Source organism: Trueperella sp. HMSC08H06 (assembly GCF_001808465.1).
GTDB lineage: Bacteria > Actinomycetota > Actinomycetes > Actinomycetales > Actinomycetaceae > Trueperella > Trueperella bernardiae.
Genome location: NZ_KV793344.1, coordinates 13,032 through 27,837, shown reverse-complemented (window position 1 = coordinate 27,837; position 14,806 = coordinate 13,032). Strand labels below are relative to the sequence as shown.

Sequence of the window (14,806 nt, the reverse complement as noted above, 5' to 3'; positions counted from 1 at the left end):
GTTGCACATCGGGAATTAGCGTTACAAATAGGAAGCTACACGTAGCCAAGCGCACGAGGGCGGCCCCGCGATCATCGCGGGGCCGCCCTCGTGCGCTTGGTCCGGGTAAGCCAACTACTCCTGTCCGACGCGCGGGGAAGCGTCCTCGCCGGCAGGCTGCTCGCTGCCCGAGGCACTCGCACCCGCGCCGGAGTCCTCACCCTCCGGCACCAGCGACGTGGCCTGCGCCAGCCCGTCGATCTGCTCGGACTCCGCGGCCGGCTTTACACCCTGCGGTAGCTGGTAGTCCGAGTCGTGCCCGGTGAACGTGAAGGTCTTCGGGACGGCGTCGTGATCCACATCCACCACGATGGTCTGGCCCTTGGTGAACTCGCCGAACAGCAACTTCTCCGAGAGCATGTCCTCGATCCCGCGCTGGATGGCGCGGCGTAGCGGGCGGGCGCCAAGCACCGGGTCGTAGCCCTGGTCGGCCAGCAGGTCCTTCGCCGCGTCCGTCAGGACGATCGACATACCCTGGTCCCACAGGCGGGCACCGAGCTTGGCGATCATGAGGTCCACGATCTGCAGGATCTCGTGCTTCTGCAGCTGCGGGAACACAATGATGTCGTCCACACGATTCAAGAACTCCGGCCGGAAGTGGTTCTTCAGCTCCTCCGACACGCGGCCCTTCATACGCTCGTACGAGGTCTGGGTGTCGGCGTCGAACTGGAAGCCGGTCTGCACTCCCTTGGCGATGTCCTTCGTGCCGAGGTTGGTGGTCATGATGATAACGGTGTTCTTGAAGTCCACCACCCGGCCCTGCGAGTCGGACAGGCGCCCCTCCTCCAGAATCTGGAGCAGGGAGTTGAAGAGGTCCTGGTGGGCCTTCTCCACCTCGTCGAACAGCACCACGGAGAACGGCTTGCGGCGCACCTTCTCCGTCAGCTGGCCGCCCTCCTCGTAGCCCACGTATCCCGGGGGCGCACCGAACAGGCGCGACACCGTGTGCTTCTCGGAGTACTCCGACATGTCGAGCGTGATGAGCGAATCCTCGTCCCCGAACAGGAACTCCGCGAGCGCCTTCGCCAGCTCCGTCTTACCCACGCCGGTGGGGCCGGCGAAGATGAACGAGCCGCCGGGACGGTTCGGGTCCTTGAGGCCGGCGCGCGTGCGGCGGATCGCCTGCGACAGCGCCGTGACCGCCTCATCCTGGCCGATGACACGCTTGTGTAGCTCGTCCTCCATGCGCAGCAGCTTGGCGGACTCGGCCTCGGTCAGCTTGAACACGGGGATGCCCGTGGCCATGGACAGCACCTCGGTGATGAGGTCCTCGTCCACCACCGACACGACGTCGAGGTCGCCCTCCTTCCACGCCTTCTCACGCTCGGCGCGCTTGGCAGAAAGCTGCTGCTCCTGGTCACGCAGGGCGGCGGCCTTCTCGAAGTCCTGGCCGTCGATCGCGGCCTCCTTCGCGCGCTTGACTTCGCCGATCTCCTCGTCCAGCTCGCGCAGCTCGGGCGGCGCGGTCATCTTGCGGATCGCTAGGCGCGCGCCCGCCTCGTCGATCAGGTCGATCGCCTTGTCCGGCAGGAAGCGGTCATTGATGTAACGGTCCGCGAGCGTGGCGGCCGCCTCGAGCGCCTCGTCCGTGATCGTGACGCGGTGGTAGGCCTCGTAACGGTCGCGCAGGCCCTCGAGGATCGCGATGGTCTCCTTCACCGACGGCTGCTCAACCTGGATCGGCTGGAAGCGCCGCTCGAGCGCCGCGTCCTTCTCAATGTACTTGCGGTACTCATCCAGAGTGGTGGCACCGATGACCTGAAGTTCGCCGCGCGCCATCATGGGCTTGAGCAACGATGCCGCGTCCAGCGCGCCCTCGGCTGCGCCCGCGCCCACGAGCGTGTGGATCTCGTCAATGAACAAGATGATGTCCCCGCGAGTGTTGATCTCCTTGAGGATCTTCTTCATCCGCTCCTCGAAGTCACCGCGGTAGCGCGAACCCGCCACCAGCGAGCCCATGTCCAGCGAGTAGAGCTGCTTGTCCTTCAAGGTCTCCGGCACGTCGCCCGCTGCAATCGCCTGCGACAGGCCCTCCACCACCGCGGTCTTACCCACGCCGGGTTCACCGATGAGCACGGGGTTGTTCTTCGTGCGCCGGGAGAGCACCTGCATCACGCGCTGGGTCTCATTGTGGCGCCCAATCACCGGGTCAAGCTTGTTCTCACGCGCCGCCTGGGTCAGGTTGCGCCCGTACTGGTCAAGGATCGTGGAGCCGGCCTTCTGGCCCTCGCGCGGCCCGCCGCCTCCCACGCCCACGGCTTCCTTCCCCTGGTAGCCAGACAGTAGCTGCGTGACCTGCTGGCGCACCCGCCCCAGGTCCGCACCCAGCTTCACCAGCACCTGGGCGGCCACGCCATCCTGCTCACGGCACAGGCCGAGCAGCAGGTGCTCGGTACCAATGTAGGAATGGCCGAGCTGGAGCCCCTCACGCATGGCGTACTCGAGCACCTTCTTGGCGCGCGGGGTGAACGGAATATGGCCCGACGGCTGCTCCTGCCCCTCGCCAATGATCTCGATGACCTGCTCCTGCACGGCGTCATACGTAATCCCCAGCGACTCGAGCGCCTTGGCCGCCACGCCCTCACCTTCCTTGATGAGGCCCAGCAGAATGTGCTCGGTGCCGAGGTAATTGTGCTTGAGGTTCCGCGCAGACTCCTGAGCGAGCACAATGACCCGCCGAGCGCGGTCCGTAAACCGTTCAAACAAGTTGGACTCCTTACAAATAATTCCGCGGGGGTCGTGCATCTCCCCGCGATTCCTCATTTACCTTAACGACGCCACCGCCCCGCCCGTTCGCCGTTTCGCCACAGGCGTGAGACGGCCCGTGACTTGTGCCCTGTGCGAAAAGCCGGAATCTGTATGGTTCCCCGGCGGGCGGCTCCCGCCGCCGGCCGGGCCTATGGGAACCTCGTCCCACGAACGGCCACCCCCGGCGGTGCCGGGCGCCTAAACCTCCACGAGGATGGTGAACGGGCCGTCGTTGACCAGCTCGACGTCCATCATCGCGCCGAACACTCCGGTCTCCACGTGTAACCCGTAGCCTCGGACAGCATCAACCACCGCGTCGAAGACCGGCTCGGCCACCTCGCCTCCGGCCGCGTGGGACCAGCTGGGTTTGCGGCCTTTGCGTACGTCCGCATACAGCGTGAACTGTGAGACCAGTAGCACAGGGGCGCCGGATTCCTCGGCGCTGACGCGGGCGGCTGGGTCGTCACTGCCATCGGGGGCTCGCAAGAGCTTGAGCTGGGCGATCTTTCGGGCGGTCTTCTCGATCTGGGCCGGGCCGTCACCGTGAGTGACGCCCACGAGCACGCATAGGCCCGGGCCGATCTGGCCCACCACCTGGCCCTCGATCGTGACCGAAGCCCGCTTGACGCGCTGGATGACCGCGCGCATTACCAACTCCCCCTCTGGGGCCCGCGGCCGCGCCCGGCCCCCGGGCCCATCTTCGAGCGCTCCGGGCCGAGGTAGTAGACCACGGCGATGAACAGGGCCAGGCGGATGAAGCCGGCCAGCGGCAGATAGATATGGAGGAAGCTCATCGCCGCGTAGGCGAGCGTCCCACCGCCGAGCATGGCCAGCCAGAAGTTCTTCGACTGGGAGGCAAGCGCGAATTGGCGGGGCGGGCGGGCCACCGCGTCAATGAAGGCCCACACGAACACGCCCGTCACCGCCACCGGCAGGACCACGTTCAAAAGGATGTAGAAGGTGTAGTTGATCTGTCCCATGGGTCTACCTACCGCCGGGCGCGCATGCCGGCGCCCGGCCGCTCGTCCGGCGACGCCGACGACTTGCCCTCGCGCGCCACGATCGGTACCTGGGCGGCGACGAACGCGCCAACGGCCAGCTCGCCCTCCGGGGCGTTGCGCTTGAGCAGAGCCAGGGCCACGGGGCCCTCCTCCGAATCGCGGGCGACCGAGGTCAGCTGACCCACGACCTTCTCCCCCGCCTTCACCTCCGCTCCCGGCTCGGGCAGCTCTCCCTCCGGGCCCTCAAGGTAGAGGTAGGCCAGCCGCCGCGGCGGGCGGCCGAGGTTGACCAGCTTCGCCACGGTCTCTTGGCCGCGATAACAGCCTTTCTCCAGGTGGACGGCGGTGCGCAGCCAGTCGAGCTCGTGTGGCAGGGCCCGCTGCGCCACCTCCGTGTTCTGGCGCGGGCGCCAATCCGAAATCCGCTTCGCTTCCCACGCCTGCAGGCCGGCCGGCACGAAGCCCGCCGCCCCAAACGTCTCGATGACCGCCTCCTCGGGCCGCGCCGCGATGACCACGCGCGCCGAGTCGCAAGCCGGGTGGTCGGCGTCGGGAACGCCGTAATGCGCACCGCCGGGTAGGGTGCGCGGCCAGGGGTCGTACCAGACGACGGCCGACAGCGCGGCGATCGCCTCGGGCACGCCGGCGGGCGCGAAGAAGCCGAAGACCCGCACGTCCGGGCGGGCGACCTCCACGCGCATGCGGAAGACCATCGACTCGAGGAACGCGGCGAAGGGCTCAGCCTGGCCACGGTCAAGGAAGAACCAGGTGCGCTCGCCGTCGTCGATGACGCCGGCGGCGGTGCAGATGTGGCCGTTCGGGTCGAGCAGCAGCATCTCCGAGCTTTCGCCGGCGGGCAGGTTCAGGAAGTCACGGGTGGTGAGGTTGTGCAGCCACGTGGCACGGTCCGGGCCGGAGACCGCGAGAACCTCGATGAAACCCAGGTCGGTGAAGGCCCGCCCGCGGGCCAGCAGGTTCTCCTCCGCAAACGGGTTGCCATAGTGGGCCGGCACGCCGTGCGTCTCATCCAGCACGGCGCCAGGAAGATCGACCGAGCGAGCCGGGCTCACTCCTCATCCGCCTTGCTTGCAAAATAGCTCACGCCCCAGTGGCCCTCGGGCTCGGCGCCCTTGACGGGCGATTCGGGAGCCGCGGGGTCGCAGACCGGGCGGGCGGCGCCGTCGGCCTTACCCGTAGCCTTGCCTCCCTTGTCCGCGAAGTAGCTCATGCCCCAGTGGCCGTCTTTCTTGTCGGTCATCACTCCTCCTCGGTGCTGGGGGCGTCCACGGAGCCGTCAAACTGGCGCGACAGCCGCCCCGCAAGGTAATTGCGCATCTCGAAGCCGAAGGCCTCCATGTCGTAGGCGTAGAAGAAATCCGAGGCGACGTTGCCGCCCAGGAACTTCGCCGCCGTGAAGTCGGCCGCGGCGCCGGAGCGGATCACCGTGTCGGTGACCATCTGCAGGCGCGGGCCGTTGATGAGGCCCACCCACAGCTGGGAAATTCCCATCGGTGTGGCGACCGTGGCTTCGAGCTCCACCGCGCCGTCCTCCCGCTTCGGGGCGTCCGGCGTGACGCGCAGGTAGCCGGTCTGGGCCGACCACAGCACGTCCTTCGTCAGGTGGTCGTACGTCCACTGGCCGGGGGCCTCCTTGTCGACCTCCGAGGCCGGCTCCTTCGCCAGCCAAATCCGCGAATTGAGGCGCACGTACGGGCCGCCATCCACGGCGTCAATGGTGAGCTCGTGGAGGTAAGCCGCGGCGTCCACGTTGTCATATTCGAGCACACCGCCGCCGTGCCAGGAGTCAATCAGCCAGCCCAGCGGGTAGTTCTCCGGGGCCAGGTTCTCAGGAAGTCGGAAAGTCATGCCCTCAGCTTAGAGCACAACAAGCGTGAAGATGTAGCCGATCATGCCCAGCGCGCAATGCGGGATCACGGCCTTCACATACCCCTGCACCCAGGTCAGCGGCCGCTCGAAGGTGCGCATGCACCGGCGGATGAAGGCGAACACCAGCCCCACGCACACGCCGATCGCGCCGCCCACCCACACCGGGCCCGACAGCAGGAAGGCCGCTACCAGCCCCACCACCGTGGTGTTGAGGAGGCCGAGGAGGTTGGCGTGGTCGAGGTCAAAGCCGTGGATGAGGGCCGCCACCGCGATGACGATAGCGGTCAGCAACCCGACGAACGTGCCCGCCGCCGGCAGCGCCCGGCTGGTGGCGTGCCAGTCCCCCGCCGCGAACACCCACATCGACGCCGAGATCATCAGCATCGCCCCGCCCGCTGACGCCGAAATGTGCTCGATGAGGTGGAGTCGGCCGTCGTGGCGCATCATCTCCCCCACGAACGAAGCAAAGATGGCGAAGGTGGCGGCCAACATCATGCCGGGCATCGAGCCGAAGCTGGCCGCGACCAGGCCCGCGACCAGCGTCAACGTCATGACGACGCGCGAGACGGCCCGGTTGGTCAGGCCAAGGAGCACCGGCCAGCCCGAAATCAGGGGGGCTGCCGCGAGCGCCACCGCGATCACCGCCGCGAGCGGGCCGAGCGACGCCCCGAGCGCGATGAGGGCGGCATAGAACGCGCCGATGGATGCCCACACAAACGGCGGGCGCACATCGGTGGAAGGACGAGCCGGGGACTCCCGATCAAACAGCCGATCAAGGAGCGAAGGCGTGCGTCCGGGCTCTTGCGTAGAGGACGTCATAGCCAAAAGTGTATCTCCCCAAACTCCGGTAGTAGGACTTTACCACGGAAAACGGCGCCGTGGCGCGGTTTTGAGGCAAGAGCGGAGAACGTGCACGGGCCCGTGGCGGGCGCAGAAACCGTGCGTAACTTGGGGCGTGACAGGGCGGGGAACGTGAGTTAGGCTAGAGCCAGACACCGGATCGCGAAAGCCCCGGGCTCCAAATATTTGCCGCTGCGAGCGGCCTTAGCGCCGACAGGCGCTCTCGGGTTCGGTGTCCTAAGCGTAGGGCCGCACCTTCTCGTGCGGCCCTTCCCTTTGCCCGCGGGGTGCCGGCTACTCGTAGGCCTTGGCCGAGTTCACCGCGCCGTCCCACACGTTGCCCTCGAGCACGCCAGGCAGGCCGGCCTGGGAGGGCACGAACACGGGCTCGGTCACGCGGCGCGCGCCAGCCGTCCCGGCTCCAGCAGCGCCCGCCCCAGCGCCCACCGGCACCTCGACGAACCCATCGCGGGCGATAGCCGCCTTTTGCCGCTCGTAGTCGCGTAGCGCGGCCATGACCCAGCCGGACAGGGACAGCACGCCGACGAGGTTGAGCACGGTCACCACGAACATGGCTAGGTCCATGAGCGCCCACACGAACGTCAGCGCCAGCACCGCGCCAACGAACGAGAAGACAACGATGGCCACCTTGCCCACGGTGATCGTCCACTGCGGGGCGCGCAGGAACACGAGGTTGGCCTCGCCGTATGCGTAGGCGCCGAGGATGGAGGAGAAGCCGAAGAAGAAGATCATGATCGCCACGGGCCACGCCATCCAGGACCCCATGGTGGAGGTGATAGCGGTGGTGGTGAGGTGGCCGGCGTCGTCGGGAATGGCGGTGGTGAGGTCGAGCACGCCGGCGGTCATGATGATGAAGCCGGTGGCGGTGCAGATCACGATGGTGTCTACGAACACGCCGAAGGACTGGATGAGCCCCTGCTGGACGGGGTGGGCCACGGTGGCAGTGGCGGCGGCGTTGGGGTTGGTGCCCATGCCGGCCTCGTTGGAGAACAGACCGCGGCGCATGCCGTTGACCAGCGCGGCGAGCACCCCGCCGGCCGTGCCCGCGAGCGCCTCATTCAGCCCGAAAGCCGAGGAGAAGACGTCCGTGAAAAATTCGGGGACGCGCCCGATATTCATGACGATCACGATGATCGCCACCAGCAAGTATGCCAGCGCCATCGCGGGCGAGATGATCTCGGTGGAGCGAGCCACCCCGCGCACGCCACCCAGCACCACCACGGCGGCGAGCACCGACACCACCGCGCCGGTCACCCAGGCGGGCACGCCCTGGGAGGCGTCGAGCACGCCGGCGATCGAGTTGGCCTGCACCATCGGCATGGCGATGAACATGGAAAACACCATGGCCACCGAGAACGCGACCGCCAGCCCGCGCGACTTCGCCCCGCGCAAGATGTAGTTGGAGGGCCCGCCGCGGAAGGTGCCATCATGGTGGGCGGACTTGAAGATCTGGGCGAGTGTGGCCTCGGCGAACGCGGTGGCCATGCCGATGAGCGCCACCAGCCACATCCAGAACAGGGCGCCCGGTCCGCCCAGGATGAGCGCGAGCGCCACGCCCGTGATGTTGCCGATCCCGATGCGGGTGGCCATGCCCATCGCGAACGCCTGGAAGGACGAGATCCCGCCCTGCGAGCCGGCGCGCGAGTGGCCCACGTACCGCAGCATGTCGCCAAAGCGGCGCACCTGCAGGGCGCGCCCGCGGAACGTCAGATACAGGCCCGCGCCCATGAGCACGGCGATCATGATCCAGGCATACAGCCAATCACTGACCGACCCCAGCGCGGCCGTGGCCGGCCCGGTCAGCTCGTCGATCCATTCCTGCCATTCCTGCATGATCTTCCTCTTCTCGTTCTTCGTTCACGACGCCGTGGTGCGGCTTTCGCCGTTCGGCCCAGCTTTCGTCCGCCTCTCGGCGATCGTCGGGCCCGGCGTCGTGGCCCCGGTCGACGTCGTGCAACAACTGCTGACGCCCCTCAAGTCTCACACATGGTACCTACGCCAGCCGGGGCGGCTCACGGTGTGAAATAGATGGTCGTTTGACCGAAATACCCAGGTGCGCACGGTCCGTTTTCTCATTTCTTGGAAAAGTAATTCATCCTCGCGTAGCCTTGGCGTTGAGAGCTGTTAACCTATTCGGAGGCGTACGCCGCATGGCTGGATTCCTGTCACGCTTTGCCACTCAACACAAGGTCCAGGACCTTCTTAACGAGCAGGCATCTTTCCTTGTCCGGTCGGCCCGGACGCTGGCTGATATGGTCGCCGCGGGTACCACGCAGCGGGTGGAACTCAACCGTGCGTTGCACCAGATTGAAAACGACGCCGACGCGTGCAATCACCTCGTGTTGCAGGAGATCGGCTCCCGCTTCATTCTCCCCTACGATCGCGGCGACCTCATCGAGCTGACCGGCCAGATCGACACGTGCGTGGACCTGATTGACGAGGCCGGCAACAACCTGGTGCTGTACAAGATCGGCGAGGTCCACGAGCAGCTGTTCGAAATGGCCGACATCATTATTCAGTGCGCCGAGCACGCCATCACCGCGGTGGGCAAGCTAAAGAAGATCGAGCCGTCGATCCGCACGGAGTGGCTCGAGATCAACAATCTGGAGAACCGTGCGGACCAGATCTACCGCGAACTCATCATCGACCTGTTCGAATCAGACTGTTCGGGCAAGGAGATCCTGGCCCGCAAGATCACGCTGGATTCATACGAGGCCGCGGTCGATTCCTTCGAGACCCTCGCCAGCCGCATCGAGCTGCTCACGCTGAAGGAGTCCTAAGCCTTGGATCCGGTATTGGCGTTAGTGATCTTTGTTGTCGTTTTCGCTTTCGTCTTCGACTACACGAACGGTTTTCACGACGCCGCTAACGCCATCGCCACGTCGGTCGCCACGCGGGCGCTGACCCCGCGCGTGGCCCTGCTGATGGCCGCCGTCATGAACTTCATTGGAGCGCTGCTGGGCACGGGCGTGGCCGAAACGATCGGCTCGGGCATCGTGGAAGTAGCACCCTCAGACGGGATATCGGGCCTGCTCGTGGTGATCGCGGGCCTGGTGGGCGCCGTCGTGTGGAACCTCACCACCTGGTGGTTCGGGCTGCCGTCGTCGAGCTCGCACGCGCTTATCGGCGGCCTGGCCGGCGCAGGCTTGGCGGCCGCGTTTACAGTGCACTGGTCGGTGATCGGCATGAAGGTCATCGTGCCGATGTTCGTCTCACCGTTCGTCGGATTTGGGCTGGCCTACCTGCTGATGTCGCTCATCCGGCGTGCCTTCCAGAATGCCACCTACAAGACCACGATGAAGCGCTTCCGCGTGGCCCAGACCGTGTCCGCGGCAGCCGTGGCGCTCGGTCATGGCCTACAGGATGCACAAAAGACCATGGGCGTCATCGTCATCGCGCTCGTGGCCGGCGGGTACCACGAGGGCAGCTCGGTGCCGCTGTGGGTCAAGCTCGGCGCGGCCACCGCGATCTCGCTCGGCACGTACTCGGGCGGGTGGCGCATCATGAAGACGCTCGGCACCAAGATCGCCGACCTCAACCCCGCCCAGGGCTTCGCCGCCGAGGCCGTGGCCGCCTCGGTTCTATACACCACCGCGTACTTCTGGCACGCGCCTATTTCCACCACGCACACTATCACGTCCTCAGTCATGGGCGTGGGGGCCACCACACGCCGGTCGGCCGTTCGCTGGTCCACTGCCGGCAACATCGTGGGGGCCTGGTTCATCACCTTCCCCGCGGCCGGCCTGGTGGCGGCGGCCGTCAGCTACGTGCTGCACCTCTTCGTTTAGGTCCGCGGCCTGGTGCCGCCAGGCGCGGCCAGGCCGCTGCCGATTTGAAAACACTGGACGAATCCGGGCCGATCTCCTCATATACGAAGACCGGCCCGAAAACGTCCAAAAAATTTCAATCCGCGGGGCCCGCCCGGCCCGCCTGGCCAGGTTGGCCCGCCTCCGGGGCCCATAAAAAGGCGGCGCCACCCGAAGGTAGCGCCGCCTTTCGCCGCCGGTCGTCACCCGAAACGACCGGACACATAGTCTTCCGTCTCCTTGTGAGTCGGATTGGAGAAGATCTTTTCCGTGTCATCAAACTCGACGAGGTGGCCGGGCTTGCCCGTCCCCTCAATGTTGAAGAAGCCCGTCTTTTGCGAGACGCGGGCCGCCTGCTGCATGTTGTGCGTGACGATCACGATCGTGTAATCGGAGCGCAGTTCCTGCATGAGGTCCTCGATCGCGAGCGTGGAGATCGGGTCGAGCGCGGAGCAGGGCTCGTCCATGAGGAGCACCTCGGGCTTGACGGCGATCGCGCGGGCGATGCACAGGCGCTGCTGCTGGCCGCCCGATAGCGAGGAGCCGGGCCGGTCGAGCCGGTCCTTGACTTCTTCCCACAGGTTCGCGCCGCGTAGGGACTCCTCCACGATGCGCTCGCCCTCGGCCTTCGGCAGCTTCTTGTTGTTGAGGTGCATGCCGGCCAGCACGTTGTCGGCAATCGACATCGTGGGGAACGGGTTGGGGCGCTGGAACACCATGCCCACATGCTGGCGCACCTGCACCGGGTCCACGCCCGGCCCGTAGATGTTCTGGTTGTCGATCTCCACCAGGCCCTTGACGTGGGCGCCCTGGATGACCTCATGCATGCGGTTGAGGGAGCGCAGGAAGGTGGACTTGCCACAGCCCGACGGGCCGATGAGGGCGGTGATGGAACGGGGCTCAATATCGACGTTGACGTTCTCCACGGCGAGGAAGTCGCCGTAGTAGATATTGAGGTCACGCACCTTGATGCCTTCAGACATAAGAATCCTTTCTTTCCCAGCGGCTACTTTTCGCCCTTGGGGGCGAACCGCTTTGCGATCCAGCGAGCCAACAGGTTGAGGATGAGAACCACCAGGATGAGCAGGAGGGCTCCGGCCCATGCTTCAGCCGAGTTACCAGAAACGTACTGGTTATAGACGTAAACCGGCAGGGTGTACATCTGGTTCTGGAAGATATTGTAGTTGTAGAAGTCGGTGGTTCCGGCGGTGATCATGAGCGGTGCGGACTCGCCAATGATGCGGGCGATGGCGATGAAGATGCCGGAGATAATGCCCGACACGGCGGTGCGGAGCACCACGCGGATGATCGTGCCCGCCTTGGTGACGCCGAGCGCGTAGGAGGCCTCGCGTAGCTCGTTGGGCACCAGGCGGAGCATTTCTTCGGTGTTGCGCACGACGATCGGGGTCATGAGCACCACCAGGGCGATCGCGCCGGCGAAGCCGTTTTTGAACTGGGCCTGGCCGAAGAGTGCCTGGTTGATCATGGGGATCATGGCGGCGGCGAAGAGGCCGGCCACGATCGAGGGGATGCCGGTCATGATGTCCACCATGAAGGTGATGAAGCGCTTGAGCTTCCCCTTGCCGTATTCGACTAGGTAGACTGCGGTGAGCACACCGAGAGGCACGGAGATGAGCGCGGCGAAGCCCGTGATCAGCAGGGTGCCGACCACGGCGTGGCCCGCACCCGTCACCGAGTCGGCCATCGACTGGCCGAAGGTGGTGGAGGTGAAGAAGCCGGCGGCTGACATGCGCGACCAGCCCTGTGCGAGCACGGTCCACAGCAGCGACAGGAGCGGGATGACGGCGGCGACGAACGCGCCGATGATCATCGACGTCATCACCCGGTCGGTGCCGTAGCGGCGGCCCTCGACACCGAATCCGGCGCCGGCCACGATGGCCAGGTAGAGGAAGAGGAAAACGATGACGCCCACCGCGCCAGAATCGAAGATCTGGGCGCCGACGACACCGATAACCACGGACGCGACCAGGGCCGCGGCGGTGAACCATGCGGGCAGGCGCTTTTGAGTGGTGGCAACAGCGGTACTCATGCGTTCGCTCCTGAGAACTCGGCGTAGCGGGCAACGATCGCGCGGGCGATGAAGTTGACCACGAACGTGATGACGAACAGGATCAGGCCGAGCGCAATGAGGAAGTCAGACTCGATGCCGGAGGCTTCGGGGAAGCGCAGGGCGATCTGCGAGGCGATCGTGGAGTGCTGGCCGGGGCTCATGAGCTTGAAGTTGATCATCATGCCGGGCGAGAGCACCATGAGCAGGGCCATGGTTTCACCGAGTGCGCGGCCGAGGCCCAGCATGGAGGCCGACACGATGCCGGAGCGCCCGTGCGGGAGCACCACCATCTTGATCATTTCCCAGCGGGTGGCGCCAAGCGCCAGGGAGGCTTCCTCCTGCAGGCGCGGGGTCTGCACGAAGACCTCGCGGGCCAGGGAGGTGATGATCGGGAGGATCATGATGGCGAGGATGATCCCGCCCATGAGGATGTTCCGTGCCGGCGGGACGAAAGCCGCGGCGGTGCCGTCGGGAAACCACTCGTAGTGCTCGGCGAGCCAGGACAGGCCGGGAAGGCCGCCCTCCCAAGCGCCGTCGGCACCGGGCTTGCCGTTGAGGAAGGTGAAGATCGGGGTGAGCACGTCGGAGATCCAGCTGAAGACCGGGCGCATGAGCGGCTCCAGCGTCCACATACCCCACAGGCCGAACACCACGGAGGGGATGGCTGCAAGGAGATCGATGACGTAGCCGAAGGCGGCGGCGAGCTTGCGCGGGGCGTAGTGCGAGATGAAGAGTGCGATCCCCACGGCGAAAGGCACGGCGATCACCAGCGCGATAATGGCGGCGAGTAGCGTGCCAAAAACGGTCGTGCCGGCGAACTGCCAGAAGTTCTGGCCCCGGGCGAAGCCGACCTGCTCCACGATCTCATCGTTCGGCGTGATGAGCACGTTGCCGGACGACAGCAAGAGGAATATGAAGACGGCGGCCAGCAGGGCAAGGATGCTGATGCCGGAAAGGTTAGAGATTCCGCGGAAGACGCGGTCGCCGTACCGGGCACGGCCCGACGCCGGAGCCCAGGCTCCCGGCGCCGCGACTGCTTTCTCCGTCTGGTCAGCCGGCTCGGCCGCCGGCTCAGAGGTTTGTAACACCACAGCTCCGATCCTGGCGTGGGCCAGCCCCCGAGGGGCTGGCCCACGCTGGTCAACTCTTAGTTAGTCTTGATCTGGTCGACCGCGGCCATGACCTGCTCGCGCAGGGCGTCCGAGATCGGGGCGTTACCGCCGTTAGCCTTCGCCGCGACGTCCTGACCTTCCTTCGAGGCCATGTAGGTGAAGTACTCCTTGACGATGTTCGCGGTGTCCGCGTTGTTGTACTGGGTGCAGGCCACCAGGTAGGAGACCAGGACCACCGGGTAGGCGCCCGCGACCGTGCCGTCACGCTTGAGGTCAACCGTCAGGATGCGGTCGGTGGCGTTAGAAGCCGGGGCCGAATTGTCAACGATGGCGGCAGCGGCCTCGGGCGAGTAGGCGAGGAACTCACCAGCAACCTCGACGGCGACGGTCCCAAGATCACCGATCTGGGAGGCGTCGGCGTAGGTGATGGCGCCCGGGGTGGAGCTGACCAGGTTGACCACACCGGAGGTCTTCTCAGCGGACTGGGTGCCGGTGATCGGCCAGGTGTCCTCGGGCTTGAAGTCCCACTCACCGGAGGACTCCACGAGGTACTGCTGGAAGTTCTTCGACGTGCCGGAATCATCAGCGCGGTTGACCGGGATGATCGGCATGTCGGGCAGCTCGACGCCCTCGTTGAGGGAGGCGATCGCCGGGTCGTTCCACTTGGTGATCTCCTGCTTGAAGATCTTGGCGATCACGTCGGCCGACATGTTGACCGAGTCGATGCCATCAAGGTTGAAGGCGATGGCGATCGGGGAGATGTAGAGCGGCACCTCGATCGGGCTCTCGCCGCCGCAACGCTCGGTGGCAGCGGTGAGCTCTTCTTCCTTGAGGGCCGAGTCGGTGCCGGCGTAGTCAACCTTGCCAGCGATGAACTGCTCGCGGCCGGTGCCGGAACCGGTGGCGTCGTAGTTCACGATCGCGCCGGTGTTGGCGGTGAAGTTGTCGCGCCACGCCTGCTGGGCGTTTACCTGCGACGAGGCACCAGAACCGTTGATGGTGCCGGAAAGCGAGCCAGAGCCGGTCTTATCGGCGCTCGTGGAGTCGGAAGCGCTGGGGGAATCTGTCGCCCCGTTGGTCTCCGAATCGCTGCCGCCGTTCGAGCAGGCGGCGAGAACGAGCGAAAGCGAAAGGGCAAGGCCGGCGGCTGCGCGGTGACGTGCAATCTTCACAGTATTCCATCCTTTGATGTAGAACTTGAGGGAGAACTCCCTTAAGTTCAACGCTAAGAGGGACACCTTTCTGCACAGCACACGTCCGGTTAACGCGAGGTGAACTGGC

The 14,806-nt window shown here is 65.9% G+C and carries 15 protein-coding genes; 3 read left to right on the top strand and 12 right to left on the bottom strand.

What is annotated here, in order from left to right; translation table 11 throughout:
• Positions 1-114: 114 nt before the first annotated feature.
• The 8 genes from HMPREF3174_RS02510 to HMPREF3174_RS02475 form a co-directional block, all read right to left on the bottom strand.
• The gene (locus tag HMPREF3174_RS02510) at positions 115-2,745 is read right to left on the bottom strand and encodes an ATP-dependent Clp protease ATP-binding subunit (RefSeq protein ID WP_062613225.1); all 2,631 of its coding nucleotides are present in this window, start codon (positions 2,743-2,745) and stop codon (positions 115-117) included.
• A 240-nt stretch (positions 2,746-2,985) separates the two neighbouring features.
• Positions 2,986-3,435, bottom strand: coding sequence for a D-aminoacyl-tRNA deacylase (gene dtd / locus HMPREF3174_RS02505; RefSeq protein ID WP_068538593.1), 450 nt, complete (start codon positions 3,433-3,435; stop codon positions 2,986-2,988).
• Positions 3,435-3,767: a DUF2516 family protein gene (locus HMPREF3174_RS02500; RefSeq protein WP_062613221.1), complete on the bottom strand. Its 333-nt coding sequence runs from the start codon at positions 3,765-3,767 to the stop codon at positions 3,435-3,437. Before HMPREF3174_RS02500 ends, dtd begins: the two co-directional genes overlap by 1 nt.
• Positions 3,768-3,775: 8 nt before the next feature.
• Positions 3,776-4,858: a CAF17-like 4Fe-4S cluster assembly/insertion protein YgfZ gene (locus HMPREF3174_RS02495; protein ID WP_070447725.1), complete on the bottom strand. Its 1,083-nt coding sequence runs from the start codon at positions 4,856-4,858 to the stop codon at positions 3,776-3,778.
• Positions 4,855-5,046, bottom strand: coding sequence for a hypothetical protein (locus HMPREF3174_RS02490; RefSeq protein ID WP_070446268.1), 192 nt, complete (start codon positions 5,044-5,046; stop codon positions 4,855-4,857). The genes HMPREF3174_RS02495 and HMPREF3174_RS02490 overlap by 4 nt, the downstream gene beginning before the upstream one ends.
• Positions 5,046-5,654 (bottom strand): heme-binding beta-barrel domain-containing protein, encoded by a 609-nt coding sequence (locus HMPREF3174_RS02485; RefSeq protein ID WP_062613215.1) that lies wholly within the window; start codon positions 5,652-5,654, stop codon positions 5,046-5,048. Before HMPREF3174_RS02485 ends, HMPREF3174_RS02490 begins: the two co-directional genes overlap by 1 nt.
• A gap of 9 nt (positions 5,655-5,663) precedes the next feature.
• On the bottom strand, positions 5,664-6,494 hold the full coding sequence (locus HMPREF3174_RS02480; RefSeq protein WP_143601971.1) for a hypothetical protein: 831 nt from the start codon (positions 6,492-6,494) through the stop codon (positions 5,664-5,666).
• A 315-nt stretch (positions 6,495-6,809) separates the two neighbouring features.
• Positions 6,810-8,369 carry an alanine/glycine:cation symporter family protein gene (locus HMPREF3174_RS02475; RefSeq protein ID WP_062613212.1) on the bottom strand — a complete coding sequence of 520 codons (1,560 nt, stop codon included), beginning with the start codon at positions 8,367-8,369 and terminating at the stop codon, positions 6,810-6,812.
• Here HMPREF3174_RS02475 and HMPREF3174_RS02470 point away from each other — a divergent pair.
• From HMPREF3174_RS02470 to HMPREF3174_RS02460, 3 genes are all read left to right on the top strand, one after another.
• Positions 8,368-8,559 carry a hypothetical protein gene (locus HMPREF3174_RS02470; protein ID WP_062613210.1) on the top strand — a complete coding sequence of 64 codons (192 nt, stop codon included), beginning with the start codon at positions 8,368-8,370 and terminating at the stop codon, positions 8,557-8,559. The two genes, HMPREF3174_RS02475 and HMPREF3174_RS02470, sit on opposite strands and share 2 nt — an antisense overlap.
• 127 nt (positions 8,560-8,686) lie before the next feature.
• Positions 8,687-9,316, top strand: coding sequence for a DUF47 domain-containing protein (locus HMPREF3174_RS02465; RefSeq protein ID WP_070446264.1), 630 nt, complete (start codon positions 8,687-8,689; stop codon positions 9,314-9,316).
• 3 nt (positions 9,317-9,319) lie between these two features.
• On the top strand, positions 9,320-10,324 hold the full coding sequence (locus HMPREF3174_RS02460) for an inorganic phosphate transporter (RefSeq protein ID WP_070447722.1): 1,005 nt from the start codon (positions 9,320-9,322) through the stop codon (positions 10,322-10,324).
• 221 nt (positions 10,325-10,545) lie between these two features.
• Here the strand turns inward: HMPREF3174_RS02460 and pstB are convergent, their stop codons facing one another.
• From pstB to HMPREF3174_RS02440, 4 genes are read right to left on the bottom strand one after another with little or no spacing between them, the layout of a single operon-like run.
• Entirely contained in the window at positions 10,546-11,325 is a 780-nt protein-coding gene (gene pstB, locus HMPREF3174_RS02455) for a phosphate ABC transporter ATP-binding protein PstB (RefSeq protein WP_062613203.1), read from the bottom strand.
• Positions 11,326-11,348: 23 nt separating this feature from the next.
• Positions 11,349-12,392, bottom strand: a complete 1,044-nt coding sequence (pstA, locus tag HMPREF3174_RS02450) for a phosphate ABC transporter permease PstA (RefSeq protein WP_068538586.1) — start codon at positions 12,390-12,392, stop codon at positions 11,349-11,351.
• Positions 12,389-13,501, bottom strand: coding sequence for a phosphate ABC transporter permease subunit PstC (gene pstC, locus HMPREF3174_RS02445; protein ID WP_068538727.1), 1,113 nt, complete (start codon positions 13,499-13,501; stop codon positions 12,389-12,391). Before pstC ends, pstA begins: the two co-directional genes overlap by 4 nt.
• Positions 13,502-13,560: 59 nt before the next feature.
• Complete coding sequence (locus HMPREF3174_RS02440; protein WP_070447719.1) at positions 13,561-14,697, bottom strand: phosphate ABC transporter substrate-binding protein PstS; 1,137 nt, start codon at positions 14,695-14,697, stop codon at positions 13,561-13,563.
• Between the last annotated feature and the right edge of the window lie 109 nt (positions 14,698-14,806).

What these genes read in the sequence shown, in the direction of transcription:
- dtd (WP_068538593.1), bottom strand. Translation starts at nt 3,435, where the DNA reads ATGCGCGCGGTCATCCAGCGCGTCAAGCGGGCTTCGGTCACGATCGAG.
- HMPREF3174_RS02500 (WP_062613221.1), bottom strand. Translation starts at nt 3,767, where the DNA reads ATGGGACAGATCAACTACACCTTCTACATCCTTTTGAACGTGGTCCTG.
- HMPREF3174_RS02490 (WP_070446268.1), bottom strand. Translation starts at nt 5,046, where the DNA reads ATGACCGACAAGAAAGACGGCCACTGGGGCATGAGCTACTTCGCGGAC.
- HMPREF3174_RS02485 (WP_062613215.1), bottom strand. Translation starts at nt 5,654, where the DNA reads ATGACTTTCCGACTTCCTGAGAACCTGGCCCCGGAGAACTACCCGCTG.
- HMPREF3174_RS02480 (WP_143601971.1), bottom strand. Translation starts at nt 6,494, where the DNA reads ATGACGTCCTCTACGCAAGAGCCCGGACGCACGCCTTCGCTCCTTGAT.
- HMPREF3174_RS02470 (WP_062613210.1), top strand. Translation starts at nt 8,368, where the DNA reads ATGATCTTCCTCTTCTCGTTCTTCGTTCACGACGCCGTGGTGCGGCTT.
- HMPREF3174_RS02475 (WP_062613212.1), bottom strand. Translation starts at nt 8,369, where the DNA reads ATGCAGGAATGGCAGGAATGGATCGACGAGCTGACCGGGCCGGCCACG.
- HMPREF3174_RS02465 (WP_070446264.1), top strand. Translation starts at nt 8,687, where the DNA reads ATGGCTGGATTCCTGTCACGCTTTGCCACTCAACACAAGGTCCAGGAC.
- pstB (WP_062613203.1), bottom strand. Translation starts at nt 11,325, where the DNA reads ATGTCTGAAGGCATCAAGGTGCGTGACCTCAATATCTACTACGGCGAC.
- pstA (WP_068538586.1), bottom strand. Translation starts at nt 12,392, where the DNA reads ATGAGTACCGCTGTTGCCACCACTCAAAAGCGCCTGCCCGCATGGTTC.